The sequence below is a fragment of the Nonomuraea sp. NPDC001699 genome (assembly GCF_053596455.1).
On sequence record NZ_JBSFGF010000002.1, the window covers coordinates 202,336 to 217,226 of the forward strand.

15 protein-coding genes are annotated in these 14,891 nt (G+C 73.4%); 4 read left to right on the plus strand and 11 right to left on the minus strand.

The window, feature by feature from the left end; translation table 11 throughout:
• The first annotated feature begins 80 nt into the window (after positions 1-80).
• The 3 genes from ACWCSU_RS06375 (at position 81) to ACWCSU_RS06385 (ending at position 2,697) form a co-directional block, all read left to right on the plus strand.
• The gene (locus tag ACWCSU_RS06375) at positions 81-671 is read left to right on the plus strand and encodes a DUF5998 family protein (protein ID WP_352323634.1); all 591 of its coding nucleotides are present in this window, start codon (positions 81-83) and stop codon (positions 669-671) included.
• 104 nt (positions 672-775) lie between these two features.
• Complete coding sequence (locus ACWCSU_RS06380; RefSeq protein WP_449933967.1) at positions 776-1,888, plus strand: alkaline phosphatase family protein; 1,113 nt, start codon at positions 776-778, stop codon at positions 1,886-1,888.
• Positions 1,885-2,697 (plus strand): sulfurtransferase, encoded by an 813-nt coding sequence (locus ACWCSU_RS06385; protein ID WP_449933969.1) that lies wholly within the window; start codon positions 1,885-1,887, stop codon positions 2,695-2,697. The genes ACWCSU_RS06380 and ACWCSU_RS06385 overlap by 4 nt, the downstream gene beginning before the upstream one ends.
• 13 nt (positions 2,698-2,710) lie before the next feature.
• Here the strand turns inward: ACWCSU_RS06385 and ACWCSU_RS06390 are convergent, their stop codons facing one another.
• The 4 genes from ACWCSU_RS06390 to ACWCSU_RS06405 all read right to left on the minus strand — a co-directional run bounded on the left by ACWCSU_RS06390 (position 2,711) and on the right by ACWCSU_RS06405 (position 7,435).
• On the minus strand, positions 2,711-5,263 hold the full coding sequence (locus ACWCSU_RS06390; RefSeq protein WP_449933971.1) for a CHAT domain-containing protein: 2,553 nt from the start codon (positions 5,261-5,263) through the stop codon (positions 2,711-2,713).
• Positions 5,264-5,330: 67 nt separating this feature from the next.
• Positions 5,331-5,792, minus strand: coding sequence for a hypothetical protein (locus ACWCSU_RS06395; RefSeq protein ID WP_357698518.1), 462 nt, complete (start codon positions 5,790-5,792; stop codon positions 5,331-5,333).
• Positions 5,789-6,349, minus strand: a complete 561-nt coding sequence (locus ACWCSU_RS06400; RefSeq protein ID WP_357698515.1) for an RNA polymerase sigma factor — start codon at positions 6,347-6,349, stop codon at positions 5,789-5,791. The genes ACWCSU_RS06395 and ACWCSU_RS06400 overlap by 4 nt, the downstream gene beginning before the upstream one ends.
• A 72-nt stretch (positions 6,350-6,421) precedes the next feature.
• Positions 6,422-7,435: a S8 family peptidase gene (locus ACWCSU_RS06405; RefSeq protein ID WP_449933974.1), complete on the minus strand. Its 1,014-nt coding sequence runs from the start codon at positions 7,433-7,435 to the stop codon at positions 6,422-6,424.
• A gap of 176 nt (positions 7,436-7,611) precedes the next feature.
• On the opposite strand from ACWCSU_RS06405, the gene ACWCSU_RS06410 reads away from it, so the two are divergent.
• Positions 7,612-8,106 carry a DUF3145 domain-containing protein gene (locus ACWCSU_RS06410; RefSeq protein ID WP_357698511.1) on the plus strand — a complete coding sequence of 165 codons (495 nt, stop codon included), beginning with the start codon at positions 7,612-7,614 and terminating at the stop codon, positions 8,104-8,106.
• Positions 8,107-8,252: 146 nt separating this feature from the next.
• Here the strand turns inward: ACWCSU_RS06410 and ACWCSU_RS06415 are convergent, their stop codons facing one another.
• The 7 genes from ACWCSU_RS06415 to ACWCSU_RS06445 all read right to left on the minus strand — a co-directional run bounded on the left by ACWCSU_RS06415 (position 8,253) and on the right by ACWCSU_RS06445 (position 14,871).
• The gene (locus ACWCSU_RS06415; protein WP_357698508.1) at positions 8,253-9,677 is read right to left on the minus strand and encodes an acyl-CoA carboxylase subunit beta; all 1,425 of its coding nucleotides are present in this window, start codon (positions 9,675-9,677) and stop codon (positions 8,253-8,255) included.
• Entirely contained in the window at positions 9,677-10,909 is a 1,233-nt protein-coding gene (fabF, locus tag ACWCSU_RS06420) for a beta-ketoacyl-ACP synthase II (RefSeq protein ID WP_357698505.1), read from the minus strand. The genes ACWCSU_RS06415 and fabF overlap by 1 nt, the downstream gene beginning before the upstream one ends.
• A gap of 34 nt (positions 10,910-10,943) precedes the next feature.
• Positions 10,944-11,183, minus strand: coding sequence for an acyl carrier protein (locus tag ACWCSU_RS06425; RefSeq protein WP_125639869.1), 240 nt, complete (start codon positions 11,181-11,183; stop codon positions 10,944-10,946).
• A gap of 86 nt (positions 11,184-11,269) precedes the next feature.
• On the minus strand, positions 11,270-12,223 hold the full coding sequence (locus ACWCSU_RS06430; protein WP_449933977.1) for a beta-ketoacyl-ACP synthase III: 954 nt from the start codon (positions 12,221-12,223) through the stop codon (positions 11,270-11,272).
• Positions 12,220-13,116, minus strand: a complete 897-nt coding sequence (locus tag ACWCSU_RS06435) for an ACP S-malonyltransferase (RefSeq protein ID WP_449933979.1) — start codon at positions 13,114-13,116, stop codon at positions 12,220-12,222. The genes ACWCSU_RS06430 and ACWCSU_RS06435 overlap by 4 nt, the downstream gene beginning before the upstream one ends.
• A 103-nt stretch (positions 13,117-13,219) precedes the next feature.
• Entirely contained in the window at positions 13,220-14,344 is a 1,125-nt protein-coding gene (locus ACWCSU_RS06440; RefSeq protein ID WP_364091046.1) for a PucR family transcriptional regulator, read from the minus strand.
• Positions 14,345-14,439: 95 nt separating this feature from the next.
• A complete protein-coding gene (locus ACWCSU_RS06445; protein ID WP_364090593.1) occupies positions 14,440-14,871 on the minus strand; it encodes a DUF350 domain-containing protein in 432 nt (143 codons plus the stop codon).
• Positions 14,872-14,891: the final 20 nt, after the last annotated feature.

Below are 14,891 nucleotides of genomic sequence, written 5' to 3' on the forward strand. Positions count from 1 at the left end.
GTTCATGTCTAGACAAAGACGTTCATAGAGCGTTATGTCTGGCGGGTGAGTGCACTGCGCGGCCCTGGCAGGATGGAGGCATGAGGGAAACCCGAGTCTCAGCCGCGGGCCTGCGTGAAGCGATCGAGCGCAGCGGCTACTACCCCGACCTCGTCACCGATGCGGTCGAATCCGCGCTGGGCAAGGAGGCCGTGACCGCGTTCGTGGTCCACCACGAGGCCACCTTCGATCCCGCGATGGAGGTTCGCAGGCACGTCACCGTCCTGGTGCTGTCGACGACGAGGCTGCTGGTCTGCCACACCGACGAGCACCCGGCGGTGGAGGGCGTCTCGGCCTCCCACGCGTCCACGACGACCGAGGCGGTCCGCCTGAGCCGCGTCCAGTCGGTGGCCGTCACCCGCGTGGTGCCCGACCCGGCCTCCTACGTGCCGGGCGTGCCGCCCACCGAGGTCACCCTGACGATCGGCTGGGGCGCGATCTCCCACGTCGACCTTGAGCCGGCCACCTGCGGCGACGAGAACTGCGACGCCGACCACGGCTACACCGGCGCCATCACGGCCGACGACCTGTCGCTGCGGGTCAGCGAGGCGGCCGACGGTCCAGAGGCGGTCACCCACGTGCTGGCCTTCGCCAAGGCGCTCTCCGAGGCCACCGCCCGAGCCGCCGCCTGACCACACCCGGCCACCCCCACAGCAGCCGCCAGAGCCACCGTCAGGGCCGCCACAGCCATCCGCCGGGCCGCCGCCGGGCCACGGCCGGCCACTAGGATGTGGGGATGCTGCCGGACTACGGCGCCGGGTCGCTGGCGGACCTCCCCGGTTCGCTGCTGGCCGCCCTCGGCCTGACCGAGCCCAACCCGCTGGCCCTCGACCCCGCGGCGCGCGTCTGCCTGCTCCTGGTCGACGGCCTGGGGGTCGAGCTGCTCCGCGCCCACCCCGAGACCGCCCCCTTCCTGTCCACCCTCCCCGCCCGCACCCTCACCGCCGGTTTCCCCGCCACCACCGTCACCAGCCTGTGCTCGCTCGGCACCGGCCTGACCCCCGGCGAGCACGGCATGGTCGGCCTGATGCTGGCCGTCCCCGGCACCGGCCACCTGTTCAACTGCCTGCGCTGGACGCTCCCCGGCGGCCAGACGATGGACCCCGACGAGTGGCAGCCCGCGCCCACCGTCTACCAGCGCGCCGCCGCCCAGGGTGTCGACGCCGTCTACGTCGCCCCCGCCGAGTTCGAGGGCTCCGGCCTGACCAGGGCCGTCTACCGCGGCGTGCGCTACGTGGCCGCCGACGGCGTCGACGCCACCGTCGCCCGCGTCGCCGAGGCCCTGCGTGCCACGCCCCGCGCCCACGTCACCGCCTACTACGGCAACCTCGACGCCGTCGGCCACATGGCCGGGTGGGGTGGCGAGGAGTGGCTGAGCGAGCTGGCCGTCGTCGACGACCTGGCCCGGCGGCTGGCCGAGTCTCTGCCGCCCGGCTCGGCCCTCTACGTCACCGCCGACCACGGCATGGTCAACGCCACCGAGAAGATCGACGCCGAGAGCGTGCCCGCGCTGACCGAAGGGGTGGCGCTGCTCGGCGGCGAGGCCCGGGCCAGGCACGTCTACGCCCGTCCTGGAGCCGCCGGCCACGTCCTGGAGGCGTGGCGCGCGACCCTCGGCGACCGCGCCTGGGTAGTGTCCAGGCAGGAGGCGGTCGAGTCCGGCTGGTTCGGGCCCCGGGTGCGCGAGGCGTGGCTGGGCCGCATCGGCGACGTCGTGGCCGTGCCCCGGGCCGGCCTGGCCCTCACCGCCCCCACCCGTCATCCGATCGAGGCGCTGTTCACCGGCTACCACGGCTCGCTGACCGCCGCCGAGCTCAACGTCCCGCTGCTGGAGGTAACCACCCGATGAGTGCGCTGATCACGCCCGCCGAGCTGGCCGCGCTGCCCGACGTGTCCGTGCTCGACGTGCGCTGGCGGCTGAACGGCCCGCCCGGGATCGAGCTCTACCGCGAGGGGCACCTCGCGGGCGCCGTCTTCTGCGACGTCGACGCCGACCTCGCCGCGCCGCCCGGCGCCGCCGGCCGCCACCCGCTGCCCGGCGCCGGCGAGTTCCAGCGGGCCATGCGGGCGCTCGGCGTGTCCGACGGGCGTCCGGTCGTGGTCTACGACGACGCCGGCTCCACGACCGCCGCCCGCGCCTGGTGGGCGCTGCGCTACTTCGGCCATCGATCCGTACGCGTGCTCGACGGCGGCCTGACGGCCTGGGCCGAGGCCGGCCTGCCGCTCACGAAGGACGAGCCCGAGGTCGTGCCCGGCGACTTCACCGCCAGGCCCGGCGGCATGCCGACCCTGACGGCCGACGAGGCCGCCGCGGTGGCCGCCGAGGGCGTGCTGCTCGACGCCCGCGCCGCCGAACGCTACCGGGGCGAGGTCGAGCCCGTCGATCCGGTGGCCGGTCACGTGCCCGGCGCGGTGAACGCGCCCACGACCGGCAACGTGGGCCCGGGCGGCAGGTTCCTCGCCTCCGCCGACCTGCGTGACCGCTTCGCCGCGCTGGGCGTGCGCGAGGGTGTCCCGGTCGGCGCGTACTGCGGGTCGGGCGTCACCGCCGCCCACGAGGTGCTGGCCCTGGAGCTGGCCGGCCTGCCCGCCGCCCTCTACGTCGGCTCCTGGTCCAACTGGGTCGCCGACCCCACCCGCCCGGTGGCCACCGGCTGAGGCCGGCACCTGGTCAGCCGGCCGGGTAGAGGGGCCGGTCGCCCGCGCCGAAGCAGACGAACCCCAGCAGCCCGGTCTTGGCCGACGCGCAGGCCAGGGCCGCGTCAGGTGCCTGCCCGGAGGCGAGCAGCTCGTGGAAGGCTCCCATCATGGCCATCGCGGCCTCGTCGCCGATGGGCACCATCCCCGCCACCACGCACGAGCTCCCGTGCGCCAGGAACGTGCCCGGCAGGCCCAGCGGCGCCCCCTCCGCCGGCGTGCGGGCCATGCCCGAGTTGCACGCCGACAACACGACCAGCTCCGGCGCGCGGCTCAGGCCCAGCAGGTCGTAGGCCATGAGCTGCCCGTCGCCGAGGGTGATGCCGGACAGCAGCGGGCTGCGGGCGTTGAAGGCGCCGTGCGCGGCCAGGTGGAGGACGTCGGCCGCGCCGAGCGCCGCCAGCACGTCGGCCCTGCGGCCGGGCACCTCCCGCCCACCCGGATGGCAGGCCAGCACGCGGGCCACCTCCTCCTCGGCATGGACCAGCGCCGGCCCGGCCGCCGCCAGCACCACCGGGGCGGCCTCCCGTACGCGGGCCCGCCGCCGCGCCCCCGCCCAGGCCGCCGCGCTCGCCGCCACGCTCACGGGACGTTCGCGCAGCCCCGGCAGCGCGCCCCACGGCAGGGTGTGCAGCGGCCCCACGGGCACCACCACCAGCGGCCGGTCGCCCAGCTCGGCCCTGAGCGGCCCCAGCAGCAGCCGCTCCAGCTCCGCACCGGCGCCGGTCAGCTCCGTGAGCTCCCGCGCGGGACCGGCCACGTCGAGCCCCGCACCCCACTGACGCAGGGCGTGGCGCAGCCGCATGATCGCCTCACGCGCCTGCCGCACGTCGCCCAGCCGCCGCAGGATCAGCCGTTCACCGGTGACGAGCACCGCCAGCAGCGTCTCCTCGTCGGCCACGAACTCCACCAGTGCCGCGCCGTCGAGCGCCGCCCGCACCTGGTCGATCTCGGCCAGGCCGCACGCGTGCTCCGGCGCCGCGACCGCACGCCACCGCTCGGCCCACTCGAACACCTCGCCCACGCACCCGTCGCGCACCGCCAGCCCCAGCCCGAAGGCGGCCAGCCGCTCCCCGGACCGGGCCGCGTGGGCACGCAACGCCGGATCCTCGAACGTCTCCACCTGCCCGCTCACCTCGGCCAGCCCGTCACGGACCGCCCGCAGCGCCCCCGCGACGTCCTCCCGCAGCGCCGCCTCCAGGGCCAGGGCGTGCTGGCGTACAGTCACCGGGATCTGCGCGAGCTGCGTGGGCTGCGGCTCGGGGGCCAGCGAGGTCAGGCGGGTGCCGGCGGGCATCCAGCGCTCGGCGCGCTCGGCGTGCCGGGTGAGCCTGCGGAGCTGCGCCGAGGCCACCGGATGGTCGTCGACGGCCAGCGCCGCCTCGGCCGCGGCCAGCCGCAGCGCCGCGGCGGCGGCCACGTGCGAGGAGACGTCCTCCAACTCGTCGGCGCACCGGATCAGATCGGTGACCAGCGCGGACGTGACCGGCCCGAGCACCAGCCGGGCCCGCAGGACGACCTCCTCAGCCAGCGGCAGCCACGACAGCCGTTCCTGCTCGGCCAGCTCGCGCGCCGCCTGCTCGGCCACCTGCCGCGCCCGGTGGGGGTCGCCGGTGAGCAGCTCGACCTGGGCCAGCTTCAGCCGCGCCTCGGCCAGCGCCACCTGCGCGCCGGAGGACTCCAGATCGGGCACGGCCAGGCTCAGCATGGCCCTGGCCTCGCCGGGCAGGTGGGCCGCCAGCAGCGCGCCGGCGAAGTCGGCCCGCATCGTGGCCAGCCGCTCGGGGAAGCCGAACAAGGTGTCCTCCGCCTCCCGGTAATGCTCGAACGCGCCCGCGATGTCCCCCCGCCGCACCGCGAGGAACGGCAGGTTGGCGGCCGACAGCCGGGCCAGGTGGCGCAGGCCGGCGTTCCGGGCGAGCTGCAGGCAGGCCGCGATGTCGCGCATGGCGGACTCCCAGTCGCCCCGGTAGGCGTGGATGAGCCCCCGGTTGAGCAGGCCGCCGGCCAGGAAACGCCGGTCGTCGACCGTGCCCGGTGCGGCCACGAGGGCCCGCAGCGCCCGGTCGCAGGCGGCGATGGCCTCCTGGTGACGGCCCAGGTGGGCCAGGGCGACCGCCCGCTGCGTGTCGAGCTTGGCGCGGTCGAGCGGGGACAGGTACGCCCATGCCAGGGCGGCCACGCGCAGCGCCTGGAGCGGGTGCCCCCGCTCGGTGCGTACGGTGACCAACGACAGCCGCGCCTGGGCCCGGCGCTCGGCCGGGGCGTCCGGGATGGCGATGGCCTGCCGCAGGCAGTGTTCGGCACTGAGAAGGTCGCCCAGCTCGCGGGCGGCCAGCGCCATGGCGCGCAGCGCGATCGCCTCGGCCTCCGGCGCTCCGGCACGGCGGGCGGCGGCGAGGACGGTGCGGCCGGCGTAAAGGGCCTGTTCGGGATCGACGTGCGCGCGCAGCACGGCGGCCTCGGCCGTCTCGACGAGCGGACCGTGGTCGGCTGCTGATCCTGGTGGGGGTGACGTGACGCTCATGGGGGACTGACCGGCGGGGAGGAGGGGGCGGGGGTGTACGGCGCGGACGTGTGCCTCGGCGGAGGCGTCACGGCCGGATGCGCACCCACCTGGTCTGGACGGGCGCGTGACCGGGACGGTGGCACACCACGCTCAGCCACCCCGGCGGCAGCCCGGTGACCGCGAACCGGCCGTTGTGGGCGATCTGCCGGGTGAGGGTCAGATGCGGGGTGCGCACGTCGACGACGGAGTCTTCCCCGGGGTCGGGGAAGATCTGACCGGCGACGTCGATCAGCCCGTCGCCCACGGTCACCTCCAGGTCGAAGGTGAGACCGTCGGTGACGAACCGCACCAGCTGGGCCCCGTCGTCGAGGTCGGCGGCGACGGACCGCGACGCGCGGCCCTCGGCGGGGTCGGCCGGGTCGGCGGTCACCGCGTGCGGAACGCGCAGCCCGTAGATCTCACGCGCGGAGGCCGACACGTGCCCGGGCATCGGATCCATTCCGGCGGCGAGCCGGAGGGCCGCCAGGAAGTACTCGTCGTTGATCATTGCGCTGTCTCCTGTAGTGAGAGCAGAGTGCGCAGTTTCTCCAGGCAGCGGGCCCTGGTCGGCCCCACGCTGCCCACGGGCAACCCGAGCCGCATCGCCATCTGCTGGTTGCCCAGATCGGTCGCGACCAGCTGCAGCAGAGTACGGCAGGGTTCCTGCAGGGCGGAGACCGACTTCCACAGCAGGCGCCTGCCGTCGGCCTCCAGCACGGCGGACGCGGGATCCGGCTCCTCGACGGCCCCGAAGGTGGGCCTTCCCTCCGGATCGCTGACCAGCAGGCCCGACGACTCCTTCCGCAGCAGGAGGAGCGCCTCACGGCGGGTGGTCGTCATCAGCCAGCCGCCCACCCGCGAGGGGTCGCGGATGTCGTGCATGTGCTGGAGCAGCCGCAGCCAGGCGCCCTGGACCGCGTCGGCGGCATCGGCCTCGCCCAGCCCGCACGAGCGGGCCAGCGCCCACATGCGCGGGCCGAACCGGGACTCCAGCTCGTCCCAGGCGGATCGGTCGCCGTCGGCCGCGTCGAGGAGCAGCTTCGCCGGATCGCGCAAGTCGCTCATGCGGCCTCCTTTCGTCCCACACGGGGAGGTCATCCTGTCTCCTCGTGATTGACTGAGGACTGAGCGTAAACTCTACAGACTCGTGGGTACGAGAACTCCCAGATCGGGAATTTGCCGGGACCGCCGGGAGTCGAGCAGTCGCTCCACGGCTTCCTTGGCCGGTTCGCTCCGGGCGGCGTCGGCCACGGCCCCCGACACCAGGGCGGCGGCGAACGACGTGCCGCTCCAGGCGGCGTAGCCGCCGAACTCGCCCGTGTCCAGGAAACTGCTGGTCAGCCAGTCGCCGCGGGCGCAGGCGTCGACCCAGGTGCCGTACCCGGAGAAGGGCGCGCGGCGCTCCTGCGCGGCGTCGAGGGCCGCCACGCCCACCGCGCACGGCAGGGCGGCGGGCCAGAACGGCCGGTCGGAGGCGGTGTTGCCGGCGCAGGCCACCGTCACCGTGTCCTTCAGCGCGCCGATGGCGTCGGACAGCAGGGGCGGCGGCCGGTCGTCGAAGGAGTGGCAGCCGAAGGAGAGGTTGAGCACCTGGGGCGGGTCCTCGCGCATGCGGTGGAGGGTGCGCACCACGGTCGCCTCGTCGCCCAGGCCGTCGCCGTCGAGCACCCGGCGCACCCGGAGCCTGGCCCCGGGCGCCTGGCGGGTCAGCAGGCCGGCGACGAACGTGCCGTGCCCGGCCTGCGTCCCCTGGACGGCGTCGGCTCCCTCCGGGCCGAGCCGGGTGTACCAGTCGCTGCCCGACCACCACGGATGTTTCGCCACGCCGGTGTCGAGCACGGCCACGACCACGTCGGAACGCGACCTGCCCGCCCGGTACGACACCGGCGGCACGGGGAAGGGCCGGGAGGCCGGGCCGCCGAAGAACAGCGGCTGGCCGGTGACCACGTGGTTGGGCGAGGCACGGAAGCCCCGGTCGCGCAACTCGGCGGTGATCTCGCACGGGTCCACCCCGGCCGACAGATGCAGGACGGTCACTCCGTCGGCCTCGGAGACCGCCTGCGTCCAGCGGGCGGCGACCGACACCGCGCCACGGTCGACCAGCACCTGACCTGGCCTGATGTACGCCTCGCCGACAGATTGCATGTCCATGAGGCGGTATGTTTCCCCGCCTGCCACAACTGTCACGTGACACGCCCGCACCAACTTGGTATGGCCCCCCTCTGGTGTCCGATGGCGACCGACGGTAGTCTCTCCCTAGTCACTTGTGATCATCCCGGGGCGAGGCCGTTGGGGAAGGCGCACCTCGTACCGAAACGGGAGGTCCGGTGTCTGCTCGTGGCGTGCTTTACGTCCACTCGGCTCAGCCCGCGCTGTGCCCTCACATCGAATGGGCAGTCGCGGGTGTCCTTGGCGTGCCCGTTGATCTGACGTGGACACCGCAACCAGCCGCGCCGAACGTCGTGCGCGCGCAGGCGGAGTGGGAGGGCCGCGCCGGCATCGCGGCGGCCATCGCCTCTTCCCTCATGGGCTGGCAGCGCCTGAGATTCGAGATCACCGAGGATCCCTCGCCCGGCGTCGACGGCTCCAGACACGCCTACACGCCGACGCTCGGCGCCTTCACGGCGGTCATCGGCGCGGCCGGGGACATCATGATCTCCGAAGACCGCCTGCGTGCCGCCATGATGACGGCCGCCCAGGGCCGGTCCGTGCTGGAGGACGAGCTCGACAAGCTGCTCGGCCGGCCGTGGGACGAAGAGCTGGAGCCCTTCCGGTACGCCGGCGACGGCGCTCCCGTCCGCTGGCTGCACGCCGCCGTCTGACCCGCCCCACCTCCCGCTGAGCGCCCGCCGAGGGCGGCCGGCATCGGGCCGCCGTGCCGCGCCTTGTGATTCAGGCCATCACCAAGGCGTCAAGCAGCGGAAAGGCCCCGCACCGGGCATCGGTGCGGGGCCTTTCGCGGACGGGTCTACAGCGGGATGTTGCCGTGGGCGCCCCTGGCCGGGGTGGCCTGGGCGAGCACCTTGGCGATGGCGCCGCGCGTCTCGGCCGGCTCGATCACCTCGTCGACGACGCCCAGCTCCTGGGCGCGGGCCAGGCCGCCGGCGAGCTTCTCGTGCTCCTCGGCGAGCCGCTGTTCCAGCGCCGGCCGCTCCTCGTCGGAGGCCGCCGCGAGCTCGCGCCGCTTGAGCACGCGCACCGCCGCCACGGCCCCCATGACCGCCACCTCGGTGGTCGGCCAGGCGAACACCTTGGTCGCGCCCAGCGCCCGCGAGTTCATCGCGACGTACGCCCCGCCGTACGCCTTGCGCGTGACCAGGGTGATCCTGGGAACCGAGGCCTCGGCGAAGGCGTGCAGCAGCTTGGCGCCGCGCCGGACCACGCCGTCGTGCTCCTGGCCGACACCCGGCAGGTAACCGGGGACGTCCACGAGGACAACCAATGGCACCCCGAAGGCGTCACACATACGTACGAAGCGGGCGGCTTTCTCGGCGGACGTGGCGTCGAGGCAGCCGGCCAGCCGCAACGGGTTGTTGGCGACGACGCCGACCGTCCGGCCGCCGAGGCGGCCCAGCGACGTGACGACGTTGGGCGCCCATTTGGCGTGCAGTTCGACGCCGTCCTCGTCGAGCAGGCCGTTGACCAGCGGCTTGACGTCGTAGGCGCGCCGCGCGGACTCGGGCAGCAAGGAGGAGAAGTCGACCTCCTCCACCTCGCCGGGACGCACCCTGCCCTGGTGGCCGAGCAGCGTGGCGAGCCGGCGCGCCTGGAGGTAGGCGTCGGCCTCGGTCTTGGTGACGACGTGCACCACGCCGCTGCGCCTGCTGTGGGGCTCGGGGCCGCCCAGCGCCTCGGCGTCGACGTTCTCGCCGGTGACGCTGCGCACGACGTCGGGGCCGGTCACGAAGATACGGCCGGTGTCGGCCAGGATCACCAGGTCGGTGAGCGCGGGGCCGTAGGCGGCGCCGCCGGCGGCCGGGCCGACGACCACCGAGATCTGCGGCACGACGCCCGACGCCTTGGTCATGGCCGCGAACACCCGGCCGACGGCGTGCAGCGACTCGACGCCCTCGGCGAGCCGGGCGCCGCCGGAATGCCAGATGCCGATGACCGGCACCCGCTCGCGGACGGCCACGTCGTAGGCGTGCACGATGTGCTCGCAGCCCTCGCTGCCCATCGCGCCGCCCTGGAAGCGGGCGTCGCTGCAGAAGGCGGCGACGGGCACGCCCTCGATCCGGCCCATGGCGGCCAGGACGCCGCTTTTGTCCTCTGGGGTGATGAGCCGCAGCGAGCCCTCGTCGAGCAGCGCTGTCAGGCGGACGACTGGATCACGGGGATCGGCGGGCTCCTGGCCGGAGCCCTCACCCACCACCCGGCTGTCCAGTACGGTCATCAAGCCCCCTTGAAGACGACGGTGACGTTGTGCCCGCCGAACCCGAAGGAGTTGTTGACGGCGGCGAGGTCGCCCTGCGGCAGCGGACGGTTCGCGCCGTGGACGATGTCGACCTCGATGCCGTCGTCGAGGTTGTCGAGGTTGATGGTGGCCGGGACGATCCGCTCCTGCAGCGCCTTGATCGTGAAGACGGACTCGATGCCGCCCGCGCCGCCGAGCAGGTGACCGGTCATGGACTTGGTCGAGGTGACCAGCGGGTGGGTGCCGATGGCCTTGGCCACGGCCTGCACCTCGCCCACGTCGCCCGCCGGGGTGGACGTGGAGTGGGCGTTGACGTGCTTGACGTCGAGGCCGGTGATCTCGGCGTCGGTCAGCGCCTGCGTCATCGCCATGATGATGCCGCGGCCCTCGGGCTCGGGCTGCGTGATGTGGTGGGCGTCGGCCGAGTAGCCGACACCGGCGGCGTAGGCGTAGATGCGCGCGCCGCGCGCCTTGGCGTGCTCCTCGGACTCCAGCACCACGATGCCGGCGCCCTCGCCGAGCACGAACCCGTCGCGGTCGCGGTCCCACGGCCGGGAGGCGCCCTGCGGGTCGTCGTTGCGGGTGGACATCGCCCGCGCGGCGGCGAAGGCCGCGATGTTGAGGCCGTGGATGGCGGCCTCGGTGCCGCCCGCGACCACCACGTCGGCGCGGCCGAGCCGGATCATGTCCATGGCGTAGCCGATCGCCTCGGCGCCGGAGGCGCAGGCGGAGACGGTGGCGTGCACGCCCGCCTGGGCGCCCAGGTCGATGCCGATCCAGGCGGCCGGGCCGTTGGGCATGAGCATCGGCACGGTGAAGGGCGACAGCCGGTTCCAGCCGCGCTCCTTCCACGTGTCGTAGGCGGTCAGCGTGGTGGTGATGCCGCCGATGCCGCTGGAGACCACGACGCCCAGCCGCTCGGGGGCCACCTCGGGGGCGCCGGCGTCCTGCCAGGCCTCCCGGGCGGCGACCAGGGCGAACTGCTCGCTGCGGTCGAGACGGCGGGCCTCGGGGCGGGGCAGCACCTCGGTGGGGTCGACCGCCGCCGTCCCCGCGAACCGCACGGGGACGGAGTCGATCCACTCCGTGGTGAGGGTCTCCACACCCGACTGACCGGCGAGGAGCGCCGTCCAGGTCGAGGTGACGTCTCCACCGACGGGCGTCGTCGCGCCAAGCCCGGTGACGACGACACGTACCCGGTTCGCACTCACGTTTTCGCGCTCCTTACTGGTCAGAACTGGTTTGTCAGGCCTGGATGAAGTTGAGGACGTCCTTGACCGTCTTCAGGTTCTTCAGCTGGTCGTCGGGGATCTCGACGCCGAACTCGTCCTGAGCGGCCACGGCGATCTCGACCATGGACAGGGAGTCGATGTCGAGGTCGTCGACGAAGCTCTTCTCCGGGGTCACCTCGCCGGCCGGAATGCCGGTGATCTCGTTGATGATCTTGCCGAGGCCCGCGAGGATCTCCTGCTCGGTGGCAGCCATGTCGCTACTTCTCCTTTATTTTCTGGTTTCTGTACGGCTCTCGCCGTACGAGCTCTGAACAAGTACGGCGGGCGCCGTACCGGATCCTACGGAATCTCGATCACTTGGCCCGCATAGGTCAGACCGGCGCCGAAGCCGAGGATGAGCGCGAGGTCGCCTGAGCGGACCTCGCCGCGCTCCAGCATCCGCGAGAGCGCGAGCGGAATGGAGGCCGCCGACGTGTTGCCCGCGGTGACGATGTCACGGCCGATGACGGCCTTGTCGGCACCGAGCTTGCGTGCGATGGCCTCGATGATGCGCAGGTTGGCCTGGTGGGGCACGAACGCCGCCAGCTCCGAGGGGTCGACCCCGGCGCGGGCGCACGCCTCCAGGGCCACCGGGTGCAGCGCGGTGGCCCAGCGGAAGACCGTCTGGCCCTCCTGGGTGAGGAACTTCGTGCGGTCGGCGATGGAGATGGCCTCGGACTTGTCGCCGGAGCTGCCCCACACCACCGGGCCGATGCCGGGCGTGTCGGACGGGCCGACCACGGCGGCGCCGGCGCCGTCGGCGAAGATCACGGCCGTGGACCGGTCGGTCCAGTCGACCCACTGCGACAGCTTCTCCGAGCCGATGACCAGCACGTTCCTGGCCGCGCCGCCGCGGACCGCGGCGCTGGCGGTGGCCAGCGCGTAGCAGAAACCGGCGCAGGCGGCGTTGACGTCGAACGCGCCCGGGGACTTGATGCCCAGCCGGTGGGCCACGACGGCCGCGGCGTTGGGGATCTGGGTCTCCAGCGTGCAGGTGGCCACGATCACCAGGTCGACCTCGTCGGGGGTCAGGCCGCTGGCGGCCAGCGCCTTGCCGCCCGCCTGGGCCGCCATGTCCTCCACGGACTCGTTGGCGGAGGCGACCCGGCGCTCCTTGATCCCGACGCGGGACTGGATCCACTCGTCGTTGGTCTCCATGGTCTTGGCCAGGTCGTCGTTGGTGACGATGTTGTCCGGCTGGTAATGGCCGAAGGCCAGAATCCGGGCGCCTGGGGCGATGTCGGGGATCCTCATTTGATCAGCTCCCTGGCCGCGTCGAGGTCGTCGGGTGTCTTCAGCGCCACGGTCTCGACGCCCCGCAGGCCGCGCTTGGCGAGCCCGGTCAGCGTGCCGCCGGGCAGCAGCTCGATCATCTTGGTCACGCCCAGCTCGGCCATCGTCGCCATGCACAGGTCCCATCGGACGGGGCTGCTGATCTGCGAGATGAGCCGCTGGACGAACTCGGCGCCGGTGGCGGCGGGCCGGCCGTCGGCGTTGGACAGCAGCGTGACCCGCGGGTCGCCGGGCACGACGTTCCAGGCCGCCTCGCGCAGGGCGTCGACGGCCGGGGCCATGTGACCGGTGTGGAACGCGCCGGCCACCTTGAGCGGGATGAGCCTGGCACGGGCGGGCGCGTCGTCCTTGAAGGCGGCGAGCTGCTCCAGCGTGCCGCCCGCCACGATCTGGCCCGCGCCGTTGATGTTGGCCGGGGCCAGCCCGTGGCGCTCGATCGCGGCCAGCACGTCGGCCTCCACGCCGCCGAGCACGGCCGTCATGCCGGTCTCGGTCACGGCGGCGGCCTTGGCCATGGCCTGGGCGCGCTCGCGGACCAGGCTCAGCGCCTGCTCCGGGGTGAGCACCCCGGCCAGCGCGGCCGCGGCGAACTCGCCCACGCTGTGGCCGGCCAGCACGTCGGGGGAGGCCCCCAGCGCCTCGGCGGCGGCCAGCGCGGCGGCCACGAGCAGCGGCTGGGCGACGGCGGTGTCGCGGATCTCGTCGGCGTCGGCGGTGGTGCCGTAGGCGACCAGGTCGATCCCGGCGACCTCCGACCACGCGCCGAGTCTGTCGGCGAGGCCGGGCAGCTCGAGCCAGGGGGTCAGGAAGCCTGGGGTTTGGGCACCTTGGCCCGGAGCGACGAGTACAAGCACAAAAACCACCATGCCCTGTAGAACTTCGACACGCGGATGGAGATCCGTACGAACTTTGTCCGGGGTGTTTTGTAGGAACCCTACAGTGAAGATTTCGGGAATGTTACGTTAGGGCCCGCCATGCCGCAGCGCCCTCAGAAAGCCTGCCGAGGATGAGGCCGACCTGCAGCGTGAAGGCCGACCTGCCCTCGGTGGGCTGGTAGCCCGTGAGTTCGGTGATCTTCTTCAGACGGTAGCGGACCGTGTTCGGGTGCACGAACAGCAGCCGCGCCGTCGCCTCCAGGGAGGTGCCCTGTTCGAGGTATGTGGCAAGCGTATCGAGCAGGGGTGTGCCGGCCAACGGCAGGTAGACGTTCTCGATGAGCTGCTCCCTGGCGTCGGTGTCGCCGTCGAGCGCGCGTTCGGCCAGCAGGTCCTCGGCGTGCACCGGCCTGGGCGCGTCCGGCCAGCCTGCGGACGCCTTCAGCCCGGCCAGCGCGGCCCGTGCCGACCGCGCGGCGGCGTGCAGATCGGGCACCTCGGGGCCGATGACGATCGGGCCCACGCCGAAGCGCGCCACGACCTGCCGGGCCGCGTCCTGGACGCTGTCGGCGCCGCCCACGATCACGATCAGCCGGTCGGCCTGCACGCCGGCCAGCAGGTCCATGCCGATGCGGCGGCCCTTCTCGCGCAGGCCGTCGATGACCGCGCGGGGGTCGTCGTCGGGGGCGTGCCCGGCGATCACGACGACGGGGGAGGAGGTCCAGCCGAGGGCCGCGGCCCAGGAGTGGAGGCCGTCGTCGACCTCGCCCCGCACCAGCGCGTCGACGATCAGCGCCTCCAGCCGGGCGTCCCAGGAGCCGCGGGCCTCGGCCTCGCGGGCGTAGACATGGGCGGCGGCGAAGGCCACGTCGCGCGTGTAGCGGAGCATCGCCTGCTGGAGCTGGTCCTCACCGCCCGGTGCGGCCAGCTCGTCGGTCTGGGCCTCGACCACCTCGACCACGATCCTGACGATGTCGACCGTCTGCTGGAGCGAGATCGAGCGTTTGAGCTCGCGTGGCGCCGTGCCGAAGAACTCGATGCTGGGCGTCGGCCGGTCCTCGCCAGCGTGCTGGAACCACTCCACGAACGCGGCGATGCCGGCCTGGGCCACCAGGCCCACCCACGAGCGGTCCTCGGCGCTGAGCGCCCGGAACCAGGGGAGCTGGTCGTCCATGCGCGCCATCGCCGCCGTGCCGAGCGCGCCCATCGCACGCTCGAGCCTGCGGGTGGTGTCCTCCCGAGTCCGGTCTGTCACGCCTCCTAGAGTGCCAGGTCGGTTCCGATGACCGTAACCGTGGTGTTTCAGATGACCGCAACCGCCGTGATCAGGCCGATCGCCACGTGGGTGACCGCGAGCAGCCGCGCGCCGGGCTGCAGCTCCGGCTCCTTCACCAGGTCGCGTACGGAGATGCCGACGACCTTGTCGAACACCAGCATCGCCACGGTCTGCACCACGATGCCGACCAGCCCGAACACGGCCGTGCCCGCGAGCCCCTCGGCCAGCCGGCCGCCGGAGGACCAGATGGAGGCGGCCACGATGAGGCCGATCGCGGCCAGCGCGGACGTGGTGAGCAGCGTGGCGTTGGCGTTGCGCTCGGTGCGGATGATCTCGCTCAGCTTGCCGGGCGTGGCCCAGTCGATCACGTAGAAGCCGACGATCAGGAGGATCACGCCGACGGCGGCGTACGCGGCGATCGCGCCGGCGCCGCGGGCCAGTACTTCGAGAAGGGTCACGTCATTTCCAATCACGGGGG